The organism is Shewanella sp. 10N.261.52.F9, assembly GCF_041471165.1.
In the GTDB taxonomy this organism is placed as follows: Bacteria; Pseudomonadota; Gammaproteobacteria; order Enterobacterales; family Shewanellaceae; genus Shewanella; species Shewanella marinintestina.
In genome coordinates, this window is the sequence record NZ_JBFRNX010000001.1 from 224,734 (window position 1) to 249,129 (window position 24,396).

At 44.2% G+C, this 24,396-nt stretch carries 23 protein-coding genes; 17 read left to right on the forward strand and 6 right to left on the reverse strand.

The window, feature by feature from the left end; genetic code table 11:
* Positions 1-90: 90 nt before the first annotated feature.
* The 3 genes from hutZ to AB4298_RS00940 all read right to left on the reverse strand — a co-directional run bounded on the left by hutZ (position 91) and on the right by AB4298_RS00940 (position 3,294).
* Entirely contained in the window at positions 91-639 is a 549-nt protein-coding gene (hutZ, locus tag AB4298_RS00930) for a heme utilization protein HutZ (RefSeq protein WP_371985445.1), read from the reverse strand.
* Positions 640-675: 36 nt separating this feature from the next.
* Positions 676-1,185, reverse strand: coding sequence for a heme utilization cystosolic carrier protein HutX (hutX, locus tag AB4298_RS00935; protein WP_371985446.1), 510 nt, complete (start codon positions 1,183-1,185; stop codon positions 676-678).
* 75 nt (positions 1,186-1,260) lie between these two features.
* The gene (locus AB4298_RS00940) at positions 1,261-3,294 is read right to left on the reverse strand and encodes a TonB-dependent receptor, heme/hemoglobin family (RefSeq protein ID WP_371985574.1); all 2,034 of its coding nucleotides are present in this window, start codon (positions 3,292-3,294) and stop codon (positions 1,261-1,263) included.
* Positions 3,295-3,680: 386 nt separating this feature from the next.
* Between AB4298_RS00940 and AB4298_RS00945 the strand changes: the two genes are divergently transcribed.
* The 6 genes from AB4298_RS00945 to AB4298_RS00970 all read left to right on the forward strand — a co-directional run bounded on the left by AB4298_RS00945 (position 3,681) and on the right by AB4298_RS00970 (position 8,736).
* Positions 3,681-4,445, forward strand: coding sequence for an energy transducer TonB (locus AB4298_RS00945; RefSeq protein ID WP_371985447.1), 765 nt, complete (start codon positions 3,681-3,683; stop codon positions 4,443-4,445).
* Between the two features lie 160 nt (positions 4,446-4,605).
* Positions 4,606-5,400, forward strand: a complete 795-nt coding sequence (locus AB4298_RS00950; protein WP_371985448.1) for a MotA/TolQ/ExbB proton channel family protein — start codon at positions 4,606-4,608, stop codon at positions 5,398-5,400.
* Positions 5,397-5,810, forward strand: a complete 414-nt coding sequence (locus tag AB4298_RS00955; RefSeq protein WP_248998945.1) for an ExbD/TolR family protein — start codon at positions 5,397-5,399, stop codon at positions 5,808-5,810. The genes AB4298_RS00950 and AB4298_RS00955 overlap by 4 nt, the downstream gene beginning before the upstream one ends.
* Positions 5,811-5,926: 116 nt before the next feature.
* Positions 5,927-6,862 (forward strand): heme/hemin ABC transporter substrate-binding protein, encoded by a 936-nt coding sequence (locus AB4298_RS00960; RefSeq protein WP_248998944.1) that lies wholly within the window; start codon positions 5,927-5,929, stop codon positions 6,860-6,862.
* 37 nt (positions 6,863-6,899) lie between these two features.
* Positions 6,900-7,916, forward strand: coding sequence for a FecCD family ABC transporter permease (locus AB4298_RS00965; RefSeq protein WP_371985449.1), 1,017 nt, complete (start codon positions 6,900-6,902; stop codon positions 7,914-7,916).
* A gap of 13 nt (positions 7,917-7,929) precedes the next feature.
* Complete coding sequence (locus tag AB4298_RS00970; RefSeq protein WP_371985450.1) at positions 7,930-8,736, forward strand: heme ABC transporter ATP-binding protein; 807 nt, start codon at positions 7,930-7,932, stop codon at positions 8,734-8,736.
* Between the two features lie 122 nt (positions 8,737-8,858).
* On the opposite strand, the gene AB4298_RS00975 is transcribed toward AB4298_RS00970, so the two are convergent.
* Entirely contained in the window at positions 8,859-9,413 is a 555-nt protein-coding gene (locus AB4298_RS00975) for a TetR/AcrR family transcriptional regulator (RefSeq protein WP_248998941.1), read from the reverse strand.
* 223 nt (positions 9,414-9,636) lie between these two features.
* Here AB4298_RS00975 and AB4298_RS00980 point away from each other — a divergent pair, with 223 nt between their 5' ends.
* Together AB4298_RS00980 and AB4298_RS00985 are read left to right on the forward strand one after the other, a co-directional pair.
* Positions 9,637-10,170, forward strand: a complete 534-nt coding sequence (locus AB4298_RS00980) for a dihydrofolate reductase family protein (protein ID WP_371985451.1) — start codon at positions 9,637-9,639, stop codon at positions 10,168-10,170.
* Between the two features lie 28 nt (positions 10,171-10,198).
* On the forward strand, positions 10,199-10,747 hold the full coding sequence (locus tag AB4298_RS00985; RefSeq protein WP_371985452.1) for a YdcF family protein: 549 nt from the start codon (positions 10,199-10,201) through the stop codon (positions 10,745-10,747).
* A gap of 14 nt (positions 10,748-10,761) precedes the next feature.
* On the opposite strand, the gene AB4298_RS00990 is transcribed toward AB4298_RS00985, so the two are convergent.
* The gene (locus AB4298_RS00990) at positions 10,762-11,658 is read right to left on the reverse strand and encodes a LysR family transcriptional regulator (RefSeq protein WP_371985453.1); all 897 of its coding nucleotides are present in this window, start codon (positions 11,656-11,658) and stop codon (positions 10,762-10,764) included.
* Between the two features lie 150 nt (positions 11,659-11,808).
* Here AB4298_RS00990 and AB4298_RS00995 point away from each other — a divergent pair, with 150 nt between their 5' ends.
* The 8 genes from AB4298_RS00995 to AB4298_RS01030 all read left to right on the forward strand — a co-directional run bounded on the left by AB4298_RS00995 (position 11,809) and on the right by AB4298_RS01030 (position 20,034).
* Positions 11,809-12,234 carry a PACE efflux transporter gene (locus AB4298_RS00995; protein WP_371985454.1) on the forward strand — a complete coding sequence of 142 codons (426 nt, stop codon included), beginning with the start codon at positions 11,809-11,811 and terminating at the stop codon, positions 12,232-12,234.
* A 342-nt stretch (positions 12,235-12,576) separates the two neighbouring features.
* A complete protein-coding gene (hutW, locus tag AB4298_RS01000; protein ID WP_371985455.1) occupies positions 12,577-14,001 on the forward strand; it encodes a heme anaerobic degradation radical SAM methyltransferase ChuW/HutW in 1,425 nt (474 codons plus the stop codon).
* An 82-nt stretch (positions 14,002-14,083) separates the two neighbouring features.
* Positions 14,084-14,473, forward strand: a complete 390-nt coding sequence (locus AB4298_RS01005) for a DUF2956 domain-containing protein (protein ID WP_371985456.1) — start codon at positions 14,084-14,086, stop codon at positions 14,471-14,473.
* 291 nt (positions 14,474-14,764) lie between these two features.
* Positions 14,765-14,935, forward strand: coding sequence for a periplasmic nitrate reductase, NapE protein (locus tag AB4298_RS01010; protein WP_248998934.1), 171 nt, complete (start codon positions 14,765-14,767; stop codon positions 14,933-14,935).
* A gap of 40 nt (positions 14,936-14,975) precedes the next feature.
* On the forward strand, positions 14,976-16,154 hold the full coding sequence (torC, locus tag AB4298_RS01015) for a pentaheme c-type cytochrome TorC (protein WP_371985457.1): 1,179 nt from the start codon (positions 14,976-14,978) through the stop codon (positions 16,152-16,154).
* 14 nt (positions 16,155-16,168) lie between these two features.
* On the forward strand, positions 16,169-18,661 hold the full coding sequence (gene torA, locus AB4298_RS01020) for a trimethylamine-N-oxide reductase TorA (RefSeq protein ID WP_248998932.1): 2,493 nt from the start codon (positions 16,169-16,171) through the stop codon (positions 18,659-18,661).
* Positions 18,658-19,323, forward strand: coding sequence for a molecular chaperone TorD (gene torD, locus AB4298_RS01025; protein ID WP_371985458.1), 666 nt, complete (start codon positions 18,658-18,660; stop codon positions 19,321-19,323). The genes torA and torD overlap by 4 nt, the downstream gene beginning before the upstream one ends.
* 168 nt (positions 19,324-19,491) lie before the next feature.
* Entirely contained in the window at positions 19,492-20,034 is a 543-nt protein-coding gene (locus AB4298_RS01030) for a type II secretion system protein (protein ID WP_371985459.1), read from the forward strand.
* 75 nt (positions 20,035-20,109) lie between these two features.
* On the opposite strand, the gene torS is transcribed toward AB4298_RS01030, so the two are convergent.
* Positions 20,110-23,154, reverse strand: coding sequence for a TMAO reductase system sensor histidine kinase/response regulator TorS (gene torS / locus AB4298_RS01035; RefSeq protein ID WP_371985460.1), 3,045 nt, complete (start codon positions 23,152-23,154; stop codon positions 20,110-20,112).
* A gap of 138 nt (positions 23,155-23,292) precedes the next feature.
* Here torS and torT point away from each other — a divergent pair, with 138 nt between their 5' ends.
* Positions 23,293-24,354, forward strand: coding sequence for a TMAO reductase system periplasmic protein TorT (torT, locus tag AB4298_RS01040; RefSeq protein WP_248998928.1), 1,062 nt, complete (start codon positions 23,293-23,295; stop codon positions 24,352-24,354).
* The last annotated feature ends 42 nt before the right edge of the window (positions 24,355-24,396 follow it).

Sequence of the window (24,396 nt, forward strand, 5' to 3'; positions counted from 1 at the left end):
AAAGGGTTTAACGAGATGTTTGTACCATAGGCGAGTGTCTTTTTCTGATTGCTATAGCCTTATTAATGTAACCTTATTCAGCCTTTTGAATCAGCTTGCCTCATCAACAAGTTCAGCCTTAGGCATGCCGTGGTGACCATCGCGCTTCCAGTCAACATCCAACAACTCTGAGCCTGATAAGCTAAATGCCTGACCAAAGCCTTTGACATATAAACCATGATGCGGGTTTAGCTTAAATAGATTGAAATCGCCAAGACCTGCTAGGTTATCAATCATCTCACCAAAGCGCAGTGATAATGCCGCAACCCCTTTGGTAAAGGTTTCGCTGTCGCGATCAACCAATTCTGCAGTGGCATCAAACGTTAAACGCTTGCGTGCAAAAACGCTTTTAGCTTCCGCTTCATCTTCTAACAACATAACCGACAGACGATTAGACGCTTTTAGGTTGGTGCCATGACGCGCAAGTTCACTAACCAAAATATAAAAACCATCATCAGCTAAAGCAAAAGGGGCATAACTAGCGTTGGGTACGCCATCAGCATCTTGTGTGGCTAACTGCAGCGTTGAACGCTGGGCTTTAAACTCTTCAATTTCTGGCAATAGCTTTTCACGTAAGCGCTGTTCTTTTTCAGTGGTCATGACTCTACTCTCTAAATTATTATTAGGTAACTCGACTTAAGCCGATACGACAAGTTGCTGCTTTAACTCATTAAATCGTGCCACTTGTTCAGGCAATAACACGCGCTTTTTGTCACGACCTAAATACACCTTAAATACCACTTCACCTTGTGGGCCAAAAAAGTTGATTGAGTGACTTTCGGTGCCCCTAAATGGCTTACTGATAAGCGCAATCGCGCTAATGACATCAAGCTTTAAATGGCCATGTAAGCCATCGCCTTTAGTGATTAAGTTGTAATAACCGTGGGCATATTTACCTTTCGGAAAGCTGCCTTTAAACTCAAAAATACTGCCAGATGCTGAAATAATCGTGGTCATATTGCCCCACTCTGGTAACTCAGCTAACAGCACATCTTTTTGCTCTAGCGGTAATATGCTCAGTTGCTCGCTTGGTAGTGCTGATACCACTTCAAATTCACTGATGTTGAGTTCTGCTGCAACTTGGCTAGGCATAGCCGCGGGATTAGCTTCTAGATGCTGACGGATTTGCTCTATTGATACAGACATGGAATATCTCCTATAAAATAACGGCAAAGAGGTCGACCCATGTTAATGAGCCGACCTCGTTCTCAATTAGCTTACTTAGAAGCTATAGCGCGCTGACAATTTGAAATTCCTGCCTTGCTCATACAAGGTTTGCCACGCTTGGCGATATTCCTCATCACCGATGTTTTCTACTGCGAAATCGACTCTTAGACCTTCAAATGTGCCCATGGCTGGTTCCCACGCCACGTAAACATCCCAAAGTTTGTATGAGTCATATTGATTAAGGTTGTCTACAGGTAACTCGTCTTGCTCTGCCACATAACTAAAGCGAGTCCCTATCTTCATATCGCCTTCCATGATCCCTTGTGACAGATCAATCGATAGCTTCTTGGCAGGAATGTTAGATAGGTATTCATCAGTCGTTTTGTCTTTACCTTCGGTTTGACCGTAGTTAAAGCTCACCCGAGTTTGCTCGTAACGGTAACGAGTACTGAATTCAAAACCGGTTAGCTTAGCTTCATCAACGTTGTTCCAAGAGGTGGTTTGCTCAAAGCCTGGGATCCCCATTAGCGGATCAGAAACAGATTGCTCGATAAAGTCATCAACATCGTTTCTAAATACGTTTAGGGTAATTGCTAATTCGTCATTACCCGCAAGATTGGCAAAACGTAAATCGGCTTTAATTTCTTTGTTTTCCGCTTGCTCTGCTTTCAAGTCTGGATTGATTTCAAAGGTGTTACATAATCCATTTGGTAAGAAGCCTGGGATAGGTGGAATGCAGTAATGGGTACCTGTTGAGTACATCTCTTCCATGCTTGGAGCACGGAATGCTTGATCGTAACGAGCACTTAAGGTTAACCAATCAGTGGTTTTCCATACTAGCCCGACTGATGGCGAGAAGGCGTTATCGTCTGATGACTGATTCAGGTTGTTACTTTCATTTTCAAACGCGTCATAACGTACTGCGGCGTCAACTGACCAGCTGTCAGAGAGTTCGATATCAGCGCGAGTATAAGCGCCCCAAACAGTGCTGTTGCCATCAATATCATCTGGACGCTGACCTGATTGGCCGCTATCGTCACGGACTGTTTTAATCGAGTCTTGATAACCATCCACACCGTATGTAAGCACGGTATTACCAAACGTAGAGGCGTTGCTTAAGCTAAAACCTAAGGTTTCAAATTCAGTGCTATCAAACTGATTTTTAGTGACGCGGTCTTCATCGTAGTTGGTACCATTCCAGTACAAGGTCGCGTTTAAATCTAGCAGCGCATTATCGGTAGGATTTAAGCTGTAATCTAAAGTCACATTTTGATCTTCAGTTTTACGCTTAACCAAAGGCACCGAACTACCTACATTAGTAGAAGGGTTACTTGGTACCAGCTCGTCAATATTTGAAAAACGCGCAGATAACTGCAAGCGCTGATCATCTGTAGGTTCCCAGCCAAACTTAGCCAAACCGCTGGTACCGTCTGACGAACTATTTTCTAGCGTTTGATCGTTACCAATTTTGATATTATTACTGTCGTAGTAGCTACCATTAAGCAACCAGTCTACTTTGCCAGCCGACTGCGTATCAGTTAAACCGTAGATAGCACCACTGGTTTTAATGCGATCGCCATTTGACTCATAACCTTGCTTTAGATAACCACCAAAAGTGTCTTCTTCATCTAAAAAGTCAGAGGCTGATTTAGTGTTTTGCGCAACCACACCACCAATCGCACCGCTGCCCCATAGGCTACTTGCAGGCCCGCGAACCACTTCGACCGAGCTTAAAAGCTCAGGGTCCATAAAGTAGGTTCCGCGATGCCCAGAATTAGTGTTTTGACGAGCGCCATCAATCGTTTGTAATACTCGCTGACCGCCTAGACCACGAATTTCAACCCCTTGAGATGAAGCGCGTGGGCCATTGCTCACGTTGATATTGGCTTCGTTTTTCAATGCCTGTGCAACCGATGCTGGTTGCGACTCTTGCAATTGCTCTTCACTCACAACCGCTACGCTACGGCTAGTTTCTGACGCTTTTTCGCTGACGCGAGTTGCAGTAACAAGCACTTCATCAAATTCGGTGACTTGTTGCTTATTGGCTTGCTGAGTTTGCGCCGCATAAGCGCTAGAGCTAAGAGCCATCGCAATTGCGATTACAACAGGCTTCTTGATCATTGGTTCAATCCTCAAGGTAAGTATTGATAGCGTCTTATCTTGAATCCTCTTAGTTAGGATTAAGAATTAAAGACTACCGTTTTGTTATTTTCGGCACTTTACCTGAGATAAAAAAATAGATCAAATGAAAATCATTATCATTTGCGATCTCATTCAATATGATATATCTTGTTTAGACACTATCGCGACTAGTATTTATAACTATTTGTAAATTATGTAAATAACAGCTCCATTTGTCAGTTTTGTAAAGCGAGTGGCTGATTATCAAATTGAACTTACATCATTTCAAACAAGTTACTTTAGTCGGCACTAATTAATAATATTTATAGACTAATTGGCTAAGAGTTTTCACCATGACACCTAAACGTTATTTTGCTTTTGGTTGCTTAACGGTTTTAATCCAAGGCGGTGTACTTGCCTCACAAAATAGCCAACCAGAACTGCAGCTCATTTCTGGTTCTGCCATGGGGTCTAATCAAGCTGTTAGCCTATCGATAGCGATGCAAGCAAGCCAAGCGCCCAAAGTCATTGAGCCTGAAATTTCGCCAGCAGAAACCCAAATTGAACCCAAGCCGCAGCCAAAAAAAATAGCCAAAGCAAAAACAGAGGCTAAAACTAAACCTACGACTAAACCTAAACCTAAAGCCAAACCTAAGCCAAAGGTTGAGCCTACAGTCAAACCAACTAAACAAGTCGCTAAGCTTGAACCGAAAAAACCGGCACCGCATAAAGCTAAGCCTACTGCTAAAGCAAAACAATCAGCACTTGAACCAAAGCTTGAGCCGCAAACTGCCCACAACCAAGCACAAGTAGACGCAAAACAAGGTGTAAGCAAACAAGCTGTAGCATTAAGCCAGCCCACCTTTGCCAGCCCACCAGCGCAACCTAGCTACCCTAAAAAAGCTCGTAAAAAAGGCTTTCAAGGTACAGCAACAGTTGAGGTGATGTTCAACCAATTAGGTGAGCAATTATCACTAACATTGGTTGACAGCTCTGGTTACCGCCTACTCGATAAGGCTGCTCTAAGTGCGGTAGAAAAATGGCAATTCGCCGCGCCTAAACCACAAAGAGCTTATGCCTACACAGTGCGTGTACCAGTGAAATTTGCATTGAATTAATCACGGCTCAAATCTAGCCAAACGAACTGAATTAAGCCGTTAATGCACCAAACCTTACGGGGAAAGTAAGGCTTTAAATACGCGTTTAAGGGAAGACGCAATACACATTTATTTGTTTATATCGTTAATGCGATATCTAAGTTATCGCCAAGGAAACACCATGTCTCAACCCTTATACCAACAACTCATCGAACAGCTGGGCTACTTAACTTGGCCGTTACTTATCTGCGCTTTCTTAGGCTTGATGATTATTCTTGAGCGTTTAGCACTCATGATTTATGAACTGCCAAAACGCGATAGCTGGCTCACTCAGCTACGCCAACAGGCTCGCAGCGCAACCCCTGAACAAAGACAAGCCTTAATGACTCAAATAAGCCAAGGCCGTAGCATGCTGGCCAAAGGCACAGCCTTATTATTGAGCCATGGCGAGCAGCCGCGCGCCATGCGCGAAGAGATAGTTTCACTCTGGCTAGTAAAGCAAAAAAGTAAGCTACTTTCGGGACTAAAAGTTCTACATATCATAGGTGTTATCACCCCACTACTTGGTTTATTGGGAACGGTATTAGGGCTAATAGAGATGTTTAACCAACTCGGTTTGTCTGACGGCCCTGTCACCCCATCACAACTGGCGTCTGGCTTAGGCCTTGCAATGAACACCACAGCAGCAGGCCTGATTATCGCCGTTCCCGCTATTACCATGGCGCACCTATTTACTCTGTGGGCTGAGCGACGCTGCAGCAAGTTAGCCCATGCGCTTAACCTACTCAACCTGTGGTTAGACGGCTTCGATCAAGCCTTGAGTATCGGTACGGACTCTGCTGCACAGCTATGTTCAAAAGCCGCTACCTGTAAAGAAGCAAGCTGTCAGTCCCAAACTGCTGAGCCAAATAAGACTGCGGGGCTAAATAAAGCAGCCGGGCTAAATAAAACACCAGTAACGGGTTTACCATCATGATCAGCGCTGGCAATGATGAAAGCAGCCAAAGCTTTGGTTTAGATCTGACCCCGCTTATCGATATCATTTTTATTGTATTGGTGTTTTTACTGCTAACTGCAAACACCCAGTTATTGAGTTTGCCGGTTGATGTCCCCACTGAAGCCGACTCAAATCTCAGCGCACTATCTCAAGACAAACATATAGCGATCAATGTGCTGCAAACTGAACCGCACTGGGCGCTTGATGGCCAAAGCTTTAGTGACTTTAATGCCTTTGAAGCAGCATTTACTCAAGCCTTTAAAGCTAACCCTAAAGCTAAGGTGGTTATTGCCGCCGACAAAACAGCCCCCGTGCAGCCATTAATGACGGTATTAGCTGCGATGCAGCGCCAGAACATTACAAATACTCAGATTTTAATGGAGCCTTAATCGCCTCAACATCCTTGTACTTATTTGTATTGTCGTTCGATTTCGATTATCGAACCAACACACTAATTTTATTTATATTTTTATATTAAATAGTTTTGATTAATTTGGAGTTACCCATGCTTGGTAAAAGAATCTTTAATAACAGCCACAACCGCTTATTAGCCAGCCTTGCTCTACTTTCGACATTGGCATTTAGCCAATCAGTAATGGCGCACGCAGATCATGAGCATGGCGAAGAAAACAAATCATCCAGCACACCGAGAGTTGTCAGCGCAGGTGCTGGAGTAACAGAATTAGTGCTCGCCTTAGATGCTGGCAATGAGCTGGTCGCAGTTGATTCCACCAGCCAACTGCCAAAAGGTTTCGATAAAGTTGAAAAACTAGGTTACCACCGCATGCTAAGTGCAGAAGGTATTTTAGCCTTGTCGCCAAACCTTGTGCTTGGCACCGACGCTATGGGGCCAAAGGCAACCCTTGATGTGCTTAGTGGCGCTAAAGTCAATGTTATCCAGCTACCTGATGCGCATACCCAGCCACAATTACTCAGCAATATTAATGAAATGGGCAAATTGCTTAACCGCGAAGCTCAGGCGAAAACACTGCAAGAGCAAGTTAATCAATCATTCGTGCAAATAGAGCAAAAGCAGCAACAAATTGCTAAACAAGGCGATGCGCCTAAAGTGTTATTTTTACTGCTTCAGCCAGATAGACCAGCCCGCGTTGGCGGCGATGATACTGCAGCAGACATCATTATTAAGCTAGCTGGCGGCAAAAACATTGCAGGTTTTAGTGGCTATAAATCTGTGTCTCAGGAAGGCATTTTATCACTGCAGCCTGATGTGATTCTAATCTCTAATCGCTCAGATAAAACCATTGACAGTCCAATTGATGATTTGCTGAAACAGATGCCATTACTTGAGCACACGCCTGCGGGTAAGAACAAACATATTCAATCGCTCAAACCTCAAGCGCTGCTAGGCGGTTTAGGCTTAAGCGCGATTGAAGCTGCCGACAAATTGGCTAGCGATTTTATTAGCGTAAAGCACTACTAGTTTCGGTAACCAGCAATATAAACACTAGGAAGTTCCCATGGATAATCGTCGTTGGCTTTGGCCCAGTTTACTCGCCGCTTTGGTGATAACGAGCCTGATGTCTGTCAGCATAGGTCCACTACAAATTAGCCCCTCGGTGAGCTTTAGCGCCGTGATCAATTGGGCCACTCAGCTAGATCTGGGCAGCGTGGCGCCTCACGAGCAACTGGTTATCGATAACGTGCGCTTACCGCGTACTTTATTAGCACTTGCTGTTGGTGCAGTACTCGCCCAGTGCGGCGCAGTGATGCAAGGCTTATTTAGAAATCCACTTGCTGATCCTGGCATTATTGGCGTGTCTTCAGGTGCGGCATTAGGCGCTGCAATTTGTATTGTGTTGTTCCCTCAAGGCGGCGAATACATGGTCGCGCTAAGTGCTTTTATTACCGGACTTGCAACCACCTTGATTGTTTATCGTCTTGCCAGTAGCCCAAGTGGCACCTCTGTTGTGTTACTGCTACTCGCAGGCGTTGCCATTGCCGCATTAGCAGGCGCAGGTATAGGCTTACTCACCTATATGGCCGACGATATGGCGCTGCGCGATCTTACCCTGTGGCAGCTTGGTTCAATTGCTGGCGCGCAGTGGCATTACGTAATTTTAAGCTTAATCGCACTCGCCTTAGTGAGTTGGCAGTTTAATCGCAGTGCCAAAGCGCTAAATGCCTTATTACTGGGCGAAGCAGAGGCCCGCCACTTAGGCTTGGATGTCGATAAGCTAAAACTCAGACTAATCGTACTGTGCGCCATTGGGGTGGGAATTTCAGTGGCGGCAACCGGCATTATTGGCTTTATTGGGCTTGTTGTTCCGCACTTAGTGCGCATGATGGTGGGGCCTGACCATAAACAGCTATTACCACTTAGTGCCATGCTGGGTGCAGCTTTATTAGCACTAGCTGATATTGGTGCACGCTCGTTAGTGGCACCATCAGAATTACCTGTCGGCTTAGTCACGGCATTGCTTGGCGCGCCCTTCTTTATCGTGTTGCTTTTAAAGCAGCGTCACCGCTTAGTTTAAGGTTGCGATAGCTATGATGAATCAACAAGAGCAAGATAGTCAGGGCAATTCGCCCACTGTACAAGTGAGTCATTTATCGGTGCGTATCGGCCATAAGCCGGTACTCACAGATATTAATCTCACTCTAAAAGCAGGCCAAGTTACCGCGCTACTTGGGCCCAATGGCGCGGGTAAATCAACATTACTCAAAAGCCTTTGTCAGGATGTTGAGATTGAAGCAGGAAACATCGAGGTTTACGGCAAATCCATCGCCCACTGGGACAGACAACAACTGGCAAAATCCTTAGCGGTTTTACCGCAACATGCCTCTCTCACCTTCCCATTTAAGGTACACGAAGTAGTAGAGATGGGCTTGTATCCTTTGTCTCTTAATCAACAACAAGGTAAAAGGCTTGTTGCTGAACAGCTTGAGCAGGTCGCACTGTCGCACTTAAAAGAGCGCAGTTACCCTACGCTTTCCGGTGGAGAAAAACAGCGGGTACAGTTAGCTCGAGTCTTAACCCAGCTTGCTCAATCAGACATGCCACCCATTTTGTTATTAGATGAACCCACTTCTGCACTCGATCTAGCCCAGCAACATAGAGTGCTTGGTTTAGCGCGCAGTCTTGCTCATGAACATAACTACGCGGTGATTGTGGTGCTGCACGACCTTAACCAAGCCTCACGTTACGCCGATAGATTAGTGGTACTCGAAAATGGTTGCATTGTCAGTGATGGCATACCTAGCGAAGCCTTAACCGCGGAAACAGTAAGACAGGTTTGGCATTATGATCCCGTAGTGGTGATGGAGCCAGGCAAACAAACGCCGCTGCTGTTTTAAAACATCGCTGTCTTTGCAATAAGGATTATCGGTGCCCAATAAAAGTGCCATCCAGTAAAAAGTGCTCATATTTATGGGCACTTTTGCTAAAAACTATTACCGTGATTACCTTGCTCAACCTTCTATTTTATCGCTTTAAAAATCAGTGTTAGCGGCCCTTTTATCGCCTCAACACCTAAAGTCTGTGTTGTATTATTACAGCGATAAGCCAGCGCAAAACCATGCAGGTAATCCACCAATAAACATAAAATATCGGTTTGCTGTGTTTCATCTAAATCCAGCGGTTTTAATATCTCGCTAAAGCGATTAATAAACACCTCTGCTGGCCCGCTTGATTGCATAGATAACAAGGTTTCTAACAAACCTGAATACTGTTGTAATAAGTTAAGGTAACTGCAACTTAACGCCATCAAAGCATCTTGCCAATCATCACTTTTTTCAGGCTGATAAATCTCACTCACTAATGATGTGGTAATCGCTTCAAGCAGCGCATCTTTGTTTTTAAAGTAATGATATATCGCCATCGCATCGACCGATAGTGCACTGGCTAATGCCCGAATACTTGGCATTTTTCCATCGCTTAACATCAAGCCTTTAGCCTTGTTAATTATCGCTTCTTGGCTCAATTGTTCAACGTAACTTGCCGGGCGGCCGCGCTTCTTTTGCTTGACAGTCATAAATCACTCTCGGTAAACTTTAGATATTCTACGGCGTAGAATAAGTTTTATTTTGCAACTTTACAAGTAACACTCGATTAAGCTAGCTAACAGGATCTGTATAAAAGATATCGTCTGCATAGATGATATGAATCAGTTCAATCTAAGCTTATAAAGTCACTATACGCCCCCACTACTAGACTTATCACTTAATATAAAAGCAGTGTTTAAGTAAGGAATAGCTATGACCAATATCGTTTATATCGCCACTAGCCTTGATGGCTTTATTGCTGACAGAGACAACAATGTTGACTGGTTGCACGACATTCCAAATCCTGACGGTTCAGATCTCGGCTTTGGTGACTTTATGACACGCATTGATGCGCTGGTGATGGGGCGTAATACCCTAGAAATTGTGCTCAGTTTTGGTATAGATTGGCCTTATAATAAGCCGGTATTTGTTCTCAGTAATACCTTAACCCAAGTACCTGACGGACTTGAAGGTAAGGTGTTTTTGGTTAATGGTCCATTACCGGAAGTTATTCAGCAACTCAATGCTCAAGGCTATCATGAGCTCTATATCGATGGCGGCAAAACCATTCAGGGCTTCTTACAGCATGATTTAATTGATGAGTTGATTATTACCACCATACCTGTATTACTCGGCGGCGGTATTTCACTATTTGGCGAGCTCGTAGCACCACTACAATTTAAACATGTTAAGGCTGAGCGCTTACTCGATCATTTAGTACAAAATACCTTTGTAAGACAAAGATAAAACTAAAGCTAACAAGGAAAAGACGAAAGTGAGTAGCTATCAGGCGGCTAATTCAAAAGCTCATTCTGTAATCATAGTACTGGGCTCGCCCAACGATAACCAAGGTCACTTATCTGATATTGCCCTATCTCGCTGCCAAGCGGCACTAAAGCAATATCGGAAATCTCCGGCCAGTAAGTTGCTACTAACTGGCGGCTTTGGCGCTCACTTTAATCAAACTGACACGCCGCACGCTGTATATGGCCAGCGCTACTTAATCGGCCAAGGCGTGCCTGAAACTGCATTTACTGATATCGCACTTAGTCGCTTTACCTTTGAAGATGCCACCTTGGCCATAGCTATTATTGAAAAGCTGCAATGCCGTGAGCTTTGCGTAGTAACCTCTGAGTTTCATATGCCTAGAGCTAAGCTTATTTTCAGCCAGCTATTTGCCAATTTAGCCTTAAGTTACCTTGAGGCCATTACGCCTGTTAGTGCCGACAAATTGCAATTACTGAAACAGCACGAGCTATCGGTTATGGATAGAGAGAAAGCTAACTTAACCAGCTTTACAGCGACTTTAACTGAGTCTCGTTAGCTAAATCAGTCGGCTTAATTACACTGTTCATTGCTTAAAAGCTTATCCTGTAAAATCTCAATTACGCTTTCAAGCACCGGGCCTGAGCCGTGACTGCGAGACACAATACAGCCCACTGCAGTGAGCCAGCCGTGATACTCATGAGCAACGGGGAGCGCTACAACGTCTCCTCTTGAAATGCTGCTCTCAACTAATGATTCAGGCACTACAGCCCAACCTACACCTTGCTCAACCAGCTTAATTAATATTTGATGAGTATTGGCGTACCACAGTCGCGAGCTAATCGCATAACTAAACCACAGCTCGCGCTGTTTGGCACTGCGATGTACGCACTGACGATAAGACTTTAGATCAGAATCTTGCACTAGCGGCAGTTTGGCTAACTCGTGCTGAGGCGCTGCAATGGTTAGAAATCTGGCTTGCCCAAGGGTAAAAAAATCCATATCAACTTTAAGCTCACCGTCAGCGTAAACTATGCCTATTTGCGCCTTGCCATCACGAACCAACTCTTCAACATCAAAGGTTGAATCGGAAATTATCTCAAAGTGGGTTACCGGATACTTATCAGCTAACGGAGTTAACATAGCCAGCAGTTCATCACTCATTAAGCTTTCATCAACGGCGATAACCAATTCATGTTCATCTTCTTGACTAAGCGATACTATTTTTTGATCAAAATATTGCTGCTGATGCAAAATTGAATAGGCTATCGGCAGCAAAGCTTTGCCATTATCGGTCAATATGGGCGTATTCTTGTCACGACTAAACAACTCCTGATTAATCGCTATCTCTAAGTTAGAAATCGCCTGACTCACCCCAGATTGGGCGCGCTTTAATTTACGCGCTGCGGCTGAGAAAGAGCCGGTTTCACATACGGTGACAAAGATTTTCAACTGCTCAAAACTATACATATTTGCACTCTAAAAAGGTGGAACGCCGCAAACCATCACTAAATGTGATAGCTATTAACTTTGCTTACTCATTTTTCCTGTAATAATCAGCGCCCTTTTACAGCCCTTATAGGCTGACATATATACATGTGACGTTTTTTGGAGTAATTAATGAGTATTATAGAGCGAGTTTTTCACTCTGTATTGTTTGAAGTATTAGCGGTAACATTTTCAATTATCGGCTTAGCTATTTTTACTGATTTCGATGTTAAATCACTATCAGGAATGATGATAGTTGTTGCGACCATTGCCATGATTTGGAACTTCATATTCAACTGGGGCTTTGATCGAGTGATCACTGGCGACAAAGAAAAGCGCCCGTTAAAAGTTCGAATTGTACACGTGACCTTATTTGAAGTCGGTTTACTATTTTTTACCGTGCCAGTAATGGCTTACATTCTTAATATTGGTATAGTAGAAGCGCTTATCATGGATATAGGCGTGACGGTTTTTATCACTATTTATGCCTTTTTATACAACCTAACCTATGACCACACTCGCGCTTTTATTGTTCGCAGTCGTGCCACAGCTTGCTAGCTAATCACGACTTGCTATGAAAATGCGGCTTGTTAGCCATAGTGAGTCAATCGCTACAGCAATACCCCTGCATAAGCAGCGATGAGACAACATCACTTTTGTTTAAGGGCGGTAAGGACACCGCCCATTCAGCGAGTAATACTTCTCTTCTCTCATGCTCCGCTAACTCACCCACGAACCGTCAGCTTAGCTATTTTACTCCCCCCCAGAATATTGCCCAACAACACCTAAAGTGGTTTAGAACTTTACATTGCAAAGAAGAATTAGTTGATCTATCGCACCAAAACTACAATTGATAATAATTATCATTATCAAAATAACTTTTCTATGTTGAGAGCCGTGATGATTTTAACGCCAAGCATGACAGGCATTGCTAGCCCTGATCCGTTGCAGCATGCCTTTAAGGTTAAAAGTGCGCCCCATGCTGGTCGCGGAGGCAGCCGCCCTGTATTTCTTGAGCCACAGCAGTGGCAACAATGGTGGCAGCAACCGAGCCAAGCATCTGAACGTGCTTTATATATTCATATTCCGTTTTGCCGTAAGCGCTGCAGCTTCTGTAATTTTTTTGAAAACGGCACCAATCCTGAGCGGATCAGTCGTTACATCAAAAACCTTACCGAGCAACTGCATATCGCTGCCGATACACCGCTGGCGCAAAGCCGTGGATTTAATACCGTCTATGTTGGCGGTGGCACACCCACTGACATCAGTAGCGATGAAGTCAAACAACTCGGTGAAGCCATTAGTCGTTTTCCGCTAGTAGACAATGCAGAAGTGACATTAGAGGGCAGACTCAACGGCTTTGACGATGATAAATGGCATAACGCCACAGCAAATGGCTTTAACCGTTTTTCATTCGGGGTTCAAAGCTTTGACACTCAAGTGCGCCAAGCAGCTGGTCGCTTTGATGATAAAGATTTTTTGCTTAACCGCTTACAGCAACTTAGCCAACACCCAAGTGCTAGCATCGTCATTGATTTGATTTTCGGCCTACCAGGCCAAACTTTAGATATTTGGCAGCAAGATCTACAAGCGGTTATCGATAGTGGTGTGCATGGCGTCGATCTGTATCAACTAATCGGTTTGAGCGGCACTCGTATCGAACATGCACGTGAAAAAGGTAAGATTCTCGGTACCGCCTTAAGCGAGTTTCAAGCTGACAGCCAAACTCGCGCCAATATGTACGCCAGTGGCGCTCATCACTTTGAAGCACAAAACTGGCAGCGGTTATCAAGCTGCCATTGGCGCCGAGATAGCCGTGAGCGCAGTATATACAATAGTCTGGCTAAGAGTGGCATTGAGATCTTACCCTTCGGTGCTGGAGCTGGTGGCAGTATTCACGGTCATGGCTGTATGAACGCCCGAGACTTAAAAAAATGGCATCAGGCCCATGATGAAGCCAGCTCTCCAAATGAGCGAATAGCAAATGACTCGACAGCCAATGCACCAGTTCAAGTACCAGGTATGTTAATGAGCCCCAATCCGTCGGCTAGCTTAGATGCTATTTTCAAACGCGGCCTGGATAGCGGCCAGTTAGATCTCAACTTATTGCAAAGCCCAATGGCACTGCATTTAACGCCTCTGTTTAACGCATGGCGTACCAATGGCTTAGCCGAGTTAACGCAAAACCAGCTCACCTTGACCTTGGCCGGGCGTTTTTGGAACGTAAACATGCAAACGGGACTATTCGAGTTTTTAGCTGAAAATCCACTGCAGCCTAAAACGAGTCACCAACAAACTCACTCACCTCATGCCATAGCAAGCTAGCAGCCTAAATTTTAAGCGCACTGCACAACTCAAAGTAGAGCTGATATAGTGCGCTTATTCTTCGCTAGGCATTCAAATATTCATGGCAGCTACAAACGCAAAAAAATCCACCCATAAGCCAGCAGGCACTAAACCATCAGCAGCAAAAAAAGTGATTTCTGATGAAACTAAAACAGAAGCACTGCAAGTGGCTAAATCAACCCAAAAACCGGGACAAACCAAAGAGCAGACTAAGCTTATTGCTCAAGGGATCGAAAAAGGCATCGCTGAATACAAGAAACTGCAAAAAGGCAAGGCCAGAGAGCGTGATAAAGTGCGCAAACAAGAAAGCCGTGCCAAAGCTCGTGAAGCTAACATCGCCGCTCAGGACCATAGCAATATAGAAGATCGCGCAGCTAGCCCTTACCTGCCATGGGGATTACTCACCCTGAGCTGGATAGGCTTTATCGCTTATATTGTGTTCTCAAAGTAAGCCTCTCTTCACCTCTTCTTGCTACAAAACCTGTCATAAACAAGCACTAAAATAATTATCATCACTTTATTTTTAGTGCTTTTATAACCCTTTCTTTATTTAGTATTTAAAAATACAGCTAAAACTGATATAAAATTAAGCCTAAATTAATAATAAAATACATGATGAGAAATCCATTCATATTTTGTCATAAGTTGTCTTATCTCATTCATTGATGCCCTCATCACTATTCACATTAACTAACTATACTTACCTCAATCAAAAAATATGGATTAGCCGGAGCACACAGTCATGACTGAGCAATGTCCCCCAAAAGAACACGTTAGCAGTAAGAAAGATGAATTAAAGGCACTGGGCTTTATCATCTTCATTCTATTTCCAGCATTAGCCGCCACGGTTGTTAGCGTATATGGCTTGGTTATCTGGATCATGCTTACATTTAGTGGCGTTGCGTCTCACTAATTTCAATAACTATTTTTAAATTTATCACGAGGATGCCGTTATGAGATGGTTACTTAACATCTGGCGCACACTAACTAAACCAGCTAAATATCTAACCTTAGGAAGTGTCAGTATTTCTGCCTTTCTAATGGGCATTATCTTCTGGGGTGGTTTTAACACAGCTCTAGAAGCGACGAACACAGAAGAGTTCTGTATCAGCTGTCACAGTATGGAAAGTACACCGTACAAAGAGCTACAACAGACAGTGCATTTTTCAAATCACTCAGGCGTTCGTGCAACCTGTCCAGACTGCCACGTACCACATAACTATGGCCGTAAGATTGCCCGTAAGTTAGAAGCGTCTCACGATGTATACGGTTGGTTATTCAACACCGTAAGCACGCCAGAGAAATTTGAAGATAAACGTCTTGAAATGGCTAGCCGTGAGTGGAAACGTTTTGACCGTGATAAGTCAGCAGCATGTAAAAACTGTCACCAGTACGATTCAATGAAGTGGGACAGCATGTCTAAGCTTGCTGTTAAGCAGATGAAGCGCGCAGCAGAGCTAGACCAAAGTTGTGTTGACTGTCACAAAGGTATTGCGCACAAACTACCTGAAATGGGTACCGCTCGTGCACCTGAACTAATTGCAGAAGTAGGCCGCGGCGTAACAGGTTTACAAGTGGGTCAAACTTACTTCTCAGCATTGACTAAGCCATTATTCTTCAATGAAAAAACAGACGTTGAAGCCGGTACCCTTAATATCGCAACTAAGGTGAAAATCTTAGAAGTGAAAGGTAGCCGCGCTAAGATTGGAATCGAAGGTTGGAGAAAGAAAATCGGTGCTGGCCGCGTGATCTACTACGACTTTGGCTTAAACATTCTATCGGCTCAGTTAACTAAAGACGCTGCGCTAGAAGAAGGTGTGATTAGAACTTTCGAAGAGAAAGAAGATCCAATGACAGGCCTTAAATGGCAACGTGTTGAAGCAGATATCTGGACTGATACCGACTACTTGCTAACAGACCTTCAACCACTTTGGGATTACGCTCGTAGCACTTACAGCACAAGCTGTAGCGTATGTCACACCCAGCCTGCTGAAGCGCATTTTGATGCCAACACATGGCCAGGTATGTTCCAAGGCATGATCGCATTCGTCAACATGGATCAAGATACACAGGCTTTGGTACAAAAGTATTTACAAGAGCATTCATCAACTTTCGATAAGTCAGCTCACTAATAGGACATAGCGTAATGAACAGAAGAGACTTTCTAAAAGGCTTAGTAGGAACATCTTATGTCGTACTTAGCGGATCATCAGTACTTGCGCCACTAAACGCTTTAGCGGCAGCTGGCGCGGATGCATCTGACGGCTGGCTAACAACAGGAGCGCACTTCGGTGCGTTCAAGATGAAGCGCAAGAACGGCGTGATCTCTGAAGTTAAACCTTTCGATACCGATATGTATCCAACCGATATGATCAACGGTATTAAGGGCTTAGTTTACAACCCATCACGCGTTCGTTACCCAATGGTACGCTTAGACTTTTTATTAAAAGGTCACCAAAGCGATACCACACAACGCGGTGATTTTCGCTTTGTACGTGTAACTTGGGATAAGGCACTACGCCTATTTAAAGATTCACTTGATGAAGTGCAAACTAAGTATGGTCCATCAGGACTACACGCGGGGCAAACAGGTTGGCGCGCAACGGGTCAGTTGCACTCAAGCACCAGCCACATGCAACGCGCTGTGGGCATGCACGGTAACTTCGTTAAGAAGATTGGTGACTATTCTACAGGTGCTGGGCAAACGATTTTACCTTACATCTTAGGTTCTACCGAAGTTTACGCTCAAGGTACCTCTTGGTCGTTAATTCTGGAGCATTCTAAAACCATCATTTTATGGTCGAATGATCCATACAAGAACCTACAAGTCGGCTGGAACGCTGAAACACATGAGTCTTACGCTTACCTTGCTCAGTTAAAAGAGAAAGTAGCCAAAGGCGAAATTCGTGTGATTAGTATTGACCCAGTCGTCACGAAAACACAGCAATACCTAGGTTGTGAGCAACTTTACATTAATCCGCAAACCGACGTAGCGCTAATGCTAGGTATTGCTCACGAAATGGTAGAAAAGAACCTTCATGACACTAAGTTCATTGAAGGTTACAGCTTAGGCTTCGACAAGTTCTTACCTTACATTAAAGGCCAAACTGACGGTGTAGAGAAAACACCTGAGTGGGCAGCAGAGATCACAGGTGTTTCAGCAGAAATCATCCGTGACCTTGCTAAGGTAATGACTAAAGATCGCACACAGATGTTGATGGGTTGGTGTATTCAGCGTCAGCAACACGGTGAGCAGCCTTACTGGATGGCAGCAGTACTTGCAACCATGATTGGTCAAATCGGCCTACCTGGCGGCGGTATTAGCTATGGTCACCACTACTCAAGTATTGGTGTGCCGTCTTCAGGTGCTGCGGCGCCAGGTGCGTTCCCACGTAACCTTGATGAAGGCCAGAAGCCTATTTTTGATAGCAATGATTTTAAAGGCGCAAGCAACACAATTCCTGTTGCGCGTTGGATTGACTCAATCCTTGAGCCTGGTAAAACCATTGACTCAAACGGCTCTAAAGTGACTTATCCAGACATTAAGATGATGGTGTTCTCAGGTAACAACCCATGGAACCATCACCAAGATCGTAACCGCATGAAGAAAGCGTTCCACAAGCTTGAGTGCATCGTATCGATCGATATGAACTGGACGGCGACTTGTCGTTTCTCAGACATCGTACTGCCTGCATGTACCACGTTTGAACGTAACGATATCGACATCTATGGCGCATACGCAAACCGCGGTTTGCTTGCGATGCAGAAGATGGTTGAGCCGTTATTTGAAAGTCTTTCAGACTTCGAGATCTTTACGCGCTTTGCTGCACTACTTGGCAAAGAGAAAGAATACACTCGCGGCATGACAGAGCACGACTGGTTAGTGAAGCTTTACAACGACTGTAAAGCAGCGAATGCAGGCAAGTTTGAAATGCCTGAATTCGAAGAGTTCTGGAAAGAAGGTTACGTGTACTTTGGCGAAGGTAAGCCTTGGGTACGTCACGCGGCATTTAGAGATGATCCAGAAATCAATCCACTGGGTACGCCTTCTGGTTTGATTGAGATCTTCAGCCGTAAGATTGCTCAATATGAATACGATGACTGCCCAGGCCACCCAACTTGGATGGAAAAAGCAGAACGTAGCCATGGTGGTCCAGGTTCAGACAAGCACCCAATTTGGATGCAGTCTTGCCACCCAGACAAGCGTCTGCATTCACAAATGTGTGAATCAGAAGAGTTCCGTGAAACTTACACAGTTAACGGTCGCGAGCCTGTATACCTAAACCCTGAAGATGCTAAGAAACGTGGCATTAAATCAGGTGACATTGTACGCGTGTTCAACGACCGCGGACAATTGCTAGCGGGTGCTGTGGTATCGGAAAAATTCCCTCGCGGCGTTATCCGTATCGAAGAAGGTGCATGGTATGGCCCAGTTGGTGAAGACGGTAGTAAGGAAGGCGGCGCAAAAATTGGGGCTATCTGTAGTTATGGCGATCCAAATACCTTAACAATGGACATTGGTACCTCTAAGCTTGCACAGGCTTGTTCTGCATATACTTGTCTTGTTGACTACGAAAAGTATCAAGGTAAAGTACCTGCAGTTAGTTCATTTAGCGGCCCTATTGAGATTGCATTATGATTAAAGATGCTGTGAACACAGAGACAGTTGAAGTTAACCCAGTTGATCAGGTTAGAAGCACAATTTATCAATTACTTTCGTCATTATTTGCCAAAGAAATTGACCATAAAACGCTGCACGATTTAACCAGTGACCAAGCTAAACAATTTTGGGCACAACTGGGTAGCGAAGCTGAGTTTAAAGCTGACGTTGATGTATTAGTTGCCGAGTTGGCAACGCTTAATACCGACCGAGCTCTACTAGAACTTGCCGCCGACTATTGCGGGTTGTTCTTGGTAGGCACTAAACACAGCGCATCACCTTATGCCAGCTTATACTTAACAGATAAGCCAGCTAAGAAAGGCGATGAACCACTGCTCTTTGGTGAACAGCATCAGCAGATGACTCAGTTTTTAAAACAGAGTCAACTGCAAGTACAAAGTGAGTTCCCAGAGCCTGCAGACCACCTAGCGGTGATCTTGGCTTATGTTGCTCACCGTTGTACTCATAGCACTGCAGCGGAGCAGCATGACTTTATTAAAGCTAACTTAGCTAACTGGTTAGGCAACTTTGTTGCTAAGGTTACTGAGGTTGATACAGGCAACTTTTATCAAGCATTAACACGCTTGACCTATGCTTGGGTCAAGTCTGATGCCGAGTGGCTTGAAAGCGAAAACCACTAAGTTAACCATGCTGTTGTAGTAAAAGCACAATTTAAAATGCCGACCATGATACCCATGGTCGGCATTTTTGTTTTAGCTGATTTTTCTTGTTGTGGCCTTTCTGATGACTTTTATCTGCTACTCTTCTGTGTCATTGTTAACTCATCCTTAGACTGTTGAAATGACATAATGAAAACGACTACCAATCCAAAGTACTCTTCTGCCACAGCGGGTTTCACCTTGATTGAACTTGTGGTGGTGATCATCGTTTTAGGCATATTAGCTGTCATTGCGGCGCCTAAATTTATTAACCTAAAATCTGACGCTAATAGCGCAGCGATTAAAGGCGCTGTAGGGTCAGTCAAATCAGCGGTATCACTATTTAAATCAAAAACCCTAACTTCTGGAAGTAGCCTAACCGATGTGGTGACTTTCTCTGAGATAACAGGTAGCAATCATCAGCCTTGGGCTGCTACAGCAACCGGAACGGGTTTTAACGCAGGTTATGCAACACCTCCAGAAATATTTAAAGCAGCCGGACTTGATGTTAATAACTGGCGCTATCGCATCTATGTTGAAAACGGCAGTTATGCTGTTGCTGGTGCACCTAAAAGCATTTTAGATACCGCTCAACCGACTGCCGCCGAAGTTAAAGCCACTAACTGCTACTTTAACTATCATTGGCAAACAGCTGGTACACCAAGCATAAGTTCAGTCGATACAGGTTGTTAATTTCTCGACTCAAATAGACCCGCAGTCAATACCAGTGACGACATTCAAGAGCTGCTTGCGGGTTTAAAGTATTGGCTAAACTTGCTCAGCAAGCCATTGGCTTAAAGCATCAAGAGACTGTAACCATAACGCCTGTAGTGGTTGATGTTCATTAGTTTGATACTCATCTCCAGTTAATCCTGCTAGCTCTAACTGTTTGCATTTGGCCGATAATGCGCCTAATCCTATATTGGCACTACTCCCCTTTAGTGCGTGCAAAATATGTTTAACATCTGCATCTTGCTGCAATAAACCAGTAAAGTGCACTTCACTGGTTTGTTTAAACAGCTCAGCTAATTCTTGCACGGTTTCAAGCCCAAGGTAGTTGAGGTCTTGCTCCAATTGCGATGTATCTAATAACTCTTGCCCCACGTCTTGGTTGACTGAAGACTTTCCACTAGCTAATCGCTCTACATCGACAGATGTCTGGTTACTTGCTGATGGTTGTTTACCTGCTAACGGCTCTGCGTTACCCAACCAGCTCGATAGAGCTTGCATATCGAGGGGTTTCATCAATACCAAGTTAAAGCCCCTAGCTTGATAATTTTCCATATCATCGGATTGTAGCTGTGCCGTAAAAGCCGCTATTTCAATTTGATGCTCAGCCTGTTGATTAACAGCTTGTAACTCAGCCAATAACTCAACTCCAGAGCCATCACCTAGCTGAATGTCTAGCATAATGGCATCAAACTGGCTGGCCGTGGCTGCTGTGTAAATTTGCCTCGCCCCTTCACAGCTTTTAGCCAGCTCAGAGCTATGCCCTAAGTGAGCTAAAAATCCTTGAGCAACCATGGCATTAATCTTATTGTCTTCAATCACTAACACATGTTTTGCGGCAACCGTTTTCGCCTGGGTTTGTAATTCAATATCTGGGCAATCGCAAATAACCAGTGGCAAACTAAAACCAAAACAGCTGCCCTTGCCGACTTCACTTTTGACCCATACTCCTTCATCGCTCAAGGCTATATCAGAGACTAATCTCTGATTATTGCAATAATTGTTGGCATCGCTATTCATTAGCTCGATTAACTGTTTACTGATCGCTAAACCTAGGCCTGTACCACGATCTCGACCTTTACTTGATTCATTACTGTAGGCTTTAAATAGCTTCCTCATTGCTGCGGCATCAATACCAACCCCTGTATCTTGCACTTTAAATTGCAGCTGGTTATCGACAACTTCAACGGTGAGTTCAACCATACCTTGGGGAGTAAATTTAATCGCATTACCGAGCAAGTTCAGCAATACCTGCCTGAGTTTAGGGCCATCAATAAAGACCCACTGAGGTAAATCAGTGTGGGTACCGCGCAAAGTGAGCCCGGCAAGGCCCGCTCCGGCTAACATAATGGCCAACACCTGATCCAGCAGCTCATTTAAATCGACCGCGCGCGGCTCATTAGCGAGCTTACGTTGTTCTAAGCGCGAGAAATCTAAAATGTCATTTAATACCGTTTGCAACAGGGTGCCGCTGTATTGCGATAACGCTAACATTTGTTGCTGGGCAGGCGGCAGGTTTGAGTGTCCAAGCAAAGTTAACGTTCCCAAAAGACCGTTTAACGGAGTGCGGATCTCATGGCTCATGGTCGCTAAGAATAATGACTTAGCTTGGTTAGCTTGCTCGGCCATATCGCGGGCAATAACGTGGCCTTTAGACTCTTTATCTAACTGAATATTTGCTTCGGCTAATTCTAATGTTCGCGCTTCAACTTTGGCTTCTAATGCTTGTTTGTGTTCATATAATTCTGCTGCGGTTTCTCGAAGTTCAGCCTGTAATTTATGGTTATGATCGGTCTTTTGTTTAAAGGCTTTAATGGCACTCGCCATCGCAGCTAGTTCGTCATCACCTTGGGTATCGATGGTTACCGCTGTATTACCTAAACTCAATTGAGCTAGCGCCTTAGTCGCGGCATCAAGCTTTAAAGCAATACCTTTGTATATGACTTTATAGACTACAACGAAAATGACTAGAAACATCAGTAAACCCGTTACCCATAGCCCGGCTTTCGACCAACTCAGCTGTTTCAAATATTCATGCCTAGCGTTTTCAGCCTCTAGACGTTGAAACTGCATGGCTGTTGCTACCACATCATTAAGTACATCGAGTTTGTCGGTAATCTTCTGTAGTTGTAATTCTTGCGCTTGGTTGTACTGGGTATACTCTTGCTGCAAAGCGATACTTTCTGGCAGCTTTTGCAACACACTAAATTGCTTTAATAAGGCTTTAGTTCGGCTAGGATCTCGGATGATATTAGCTAAACTGGTAAGCGAAGATAGGTAACGACTCTCAACGTTGGTAACCGCCCTTTCAAACTTATCTTGTTGATTTACGTTACCAGCTTTCGTGCTCTTTGGTGCGGCAATTAGCGCAGGAACGGTATAGAGAACTTGGGGAGAACGAGTCGCAAGATCTCCAAGCAATGAATAAACTCCAGACTCCAACTCTGGAGACTGGAACATCTGTCCAATTAAAGCGATATTATGCACAATTTTTAGGGCGCGATTTAACCGTTCTTGGGTATCCAAATCTCGTTCGATAAGAGTATCGAGTAATTGCGCAGTTTTTTCAGCTCCAACTGCATCAGGGTAAGCTAAACTCAGTTTCGATAAGATCCCCGAATCAACAATGGCTAATTCTGCCAGCAATAACTCAGTACTTTTATTGGCTGCATCAACTAACGCACGGCCTTGCTGTTGCAGATCGGCACTGACAGCAATACGACGACCAACCTGCTCTCCTAACTTGGAGATATCGACAATGATTTCTGACGCACTTTGTTCAAGGCTAAAATCGAAATTAACCTCAAGCGCCTTTAAAATTTTAATCTCACCCAGCATGGTAGCGCTTTCAATTGACAGCTTTCGGCCGACAAACTGACGCTGAGATTCATCTTCAGTGAGTCCTAACTGTTTAGCGTTTTCGGCTAAAGCGCTGCTTGATAAAGCTAACTGACTCGCAGCCTCTGATGCAGGTAGCGCGCGGTTATACAAATATTTATCTGCTTCTTGCAAGCCACGTAAGCTAATGCTTCCTAGCGTCACCAACAGCAATAACAATGACCCCAGTAGACCAAATGCAAGCATCAGTCGGCCAATGAGGCTTTTTCTTGATAAAGTTAATTTGGGCAAAGGAGATTTAGGCAAAAACAATACACTCACTGTTATCTGTTAAGCTGATACAATATTAATCCTTTACTCATTCGATTCATAGAGACCTTATCCATGGTTAAAGTTCTGCAGCAACGCTTATTACTGGTTTTTGGCTTATGCCTTTTAAGCCCTATGGTTTGCGCAGAAACAAACACGTCAACTTGGTCACTCGAACAAAGAACGCCCTATGCAGAAACCCATCAACAAACAAAGTTACTAACCCTTACGCCGCTCAAGTCCGCCCAACAAACCTGGCGTATTTGTGTGTTGGTGCCTCACCTAAAAGATACCTATTGGACTGGGATTAATTACGGTCTAGTGCAACAATCTAAACAGCTCGGCATTGAGCTAGCCCTATTTGAAGCTGGTGGCTACTATGGTCTAGATAAACAACTTACACAGCTTGATAACTGTATGAAGCAAGACTTTGATGCCATCATTATTGGTAGCGTCAGTCCTAAGCTTTTAGATTATTACTCAGCGCCTATCACCAAACCCATTACCGCTTTAGTCAATCGCCTTAAGCACAAAAAGGTCAACACTCGGATTGGTGTTAATTGGTATCAAATGGGGGTAACGGCTGGCAATTACGTTAAGCAACAAACTAAACAACCAACCACAATTGCTTTACTAACTGGCCCCGATAAGTTGGGAGGCAGCGATTCAGTAGAGCAAGGCCTTATCGATACGGTCGAAGGTAGTAATGTTACTATTAGCGCAGTGCATCATGCAGATAACAACCGTAATCTTTATCGTGATGAGCTAGAAGCCTTGCTTGATACGCAAACGCCAGATTATATTTTGGGTAGCGCTGTTGCCGTTGAGGCGGGGGTCAGCATACTGAGGCAATATCAGCTGACTGATAAAGTAAAACTCATAAGCAGTTATCTTTCGCCTGCAGTTTTACGTGGAATTTATCGCGGTAAAGTGGCGTTTAGTAACGACGATCAAGTTGTTTTGCAAGGTAAGTTGGCTATCGATATTTGTGTTAGAGAACTTGAGGGTGCTAAGGCATTTGGCGATATAGGGCCTCAAATTAAAAGCTTATACCCTGAACACATCAATAAAAATGTGCTAAAAACCAGTTTACCCCCCGCGGATTACTACCCTATTTATCGGGTTAATGAGAGTTAGCAGCACTTATCACTTAATCTTTCATCTTAAGGCTACCTATTG

Coding starts and splice junctions, on each gene's coding strand:
- hutZ (WP_371985445.1), bottom strand. CDS start 639: ATGACCACTGAAAAAGAACAGCGCTTACGTGAAAAGCTATTGCCAGAA.
- hutX (WP_371985446.1), bottom strand. CDS start 1,185: ATGTCTGTATCAATAGAGCAAATCCGTCAGCATCTAGAAGCTAATCCC.
- AB4298_RS00940 (WP_371985574.1), bottom strand. CDS start 3,294: ATGGCTCTTAGCTCTAGCGCTTATGCGGCGCAAACTCAGCAAGCCAAT.
- AB4298_RS00945 (WP_371985447.1), top strand. CDS start 3,681: ATGACACCTAAACGTTATTTTGCTTTTGGTTGCTTAACGGTTTTAATC.
- AB4298_RS00950 (WP_371985448.1), top strand. CDS start 4,606: ATGTCTCAACCCTTATACCAACAACTCATCGAACAGCTGGGCTACTTA.
- AB4298_RS00955 (WP_248998945.1), top strand. CDS start 5,397: ATGATCAGCGCTGGCAATGATGAAAGCAGCCAAAGCTTTGGTTTAGAT.
- AB4298_RS00960 (WP_248998944.1), top strand. CDS start 5,927: ATGCTTGGTAAAAGAATCTTTAATAACAGCCACAACCGCTTATTAGCC.
- AB4298_RS00965 (WP_371985449.1), top strand. CDS start 6,900: ATGGATAATCGTCGTTGGCTTTGGCCCAGTTTACTCGCCGCTTTGGTG.
- AB4298_RS00970 (WP_371985450.1), top strand. CDS start 7,930: ATGATGAATCAACAAGAGCAAGATAGTCAGGGCAATTCGCCCACTGTA.
- AB4298_RS00975 (WP_248998941.1), bottom strand. CDS start 9,413: ATGACTGTCAAGCAAAAGAAGCGCGGCCGCCCGGCAAGTTACGTTGAA.
- AB4298_RS00980 (WP_371985451.1), top strand. CDS start 9,637: ATGACCAATATCGTTTATATCGCCACTAGCCTTGATGGCTTTATTGCT.
- AB4298_RS00990 (WP_371985453.1), bottom strand. CDS start 11,658: ATGTATAGTTTTGAGCAGTTGAAAATCTTTGTCACCGTATGTGAAACC.
- AB4298_RS00995 (WP_371985454.1), top strand. CDS start 11,809: ATGAGTATTATAGAGCGAGTTTTTCACTCTGTATTGTTTGAAGTATTA.
- hutW (WP_371985455.1), top strand. CDS start 12,577: ATGATTTTAACGCCAAGCATGACAGGCATTGCTAGCCCTGATCCGTTG.
- AB4298_RS01005 (WP_371985456.1), top strand. CDS start 14,084: ATGGCAGCTACAAACGCAAAAAAATCCACCCATAAGCCAGCAGGCACT.
- AB4298_RS01010 (WP_248998934.1), top strand. CDS start 14,765: ATGACTGAGCAATGTCCCCCAAAAGAACACGTTAGCAGTAAGAAAGAT.
- torC (WP_371985457.1), top strand. CDS start 14,976: ATGAGATGGTTACTTAACATCTGGCGCACACTAACTAAACCAGCTAAA.
- torA (WP_248998932.1), top strand. CDS start 16,169: ATGAACAGAAGAGACTTTCTAAAAGGCTTAGTAGGAACATCTTATGTC.
- torD (WP_371985458.1), top strand. CDS start 18,658: ATGATTAAAGATGCTGTGAACACAGAGACAGTTGAAGTTAACCCAGTT.
- AB4298_RS01030 (WP_371985459.1), top strand. CDS start 19,492: ATGAAAACGACTACCAATCCAAAGTACTCTTCTGCCACAGCGGGTTTC.
- torS (WP_371985460.1), bottom strand. CDS start 23,154: ATGCTTGCATTTGGTCTACTGGGGTCATTGTTATTGCTGTTGGTGACG.
- torT (WP_248998928.1), top strand. CDS start 23,293: ATGGTTAAAGTTCTGCAGCAACGCTTATTACTGGTTTTTGGCTTATGC.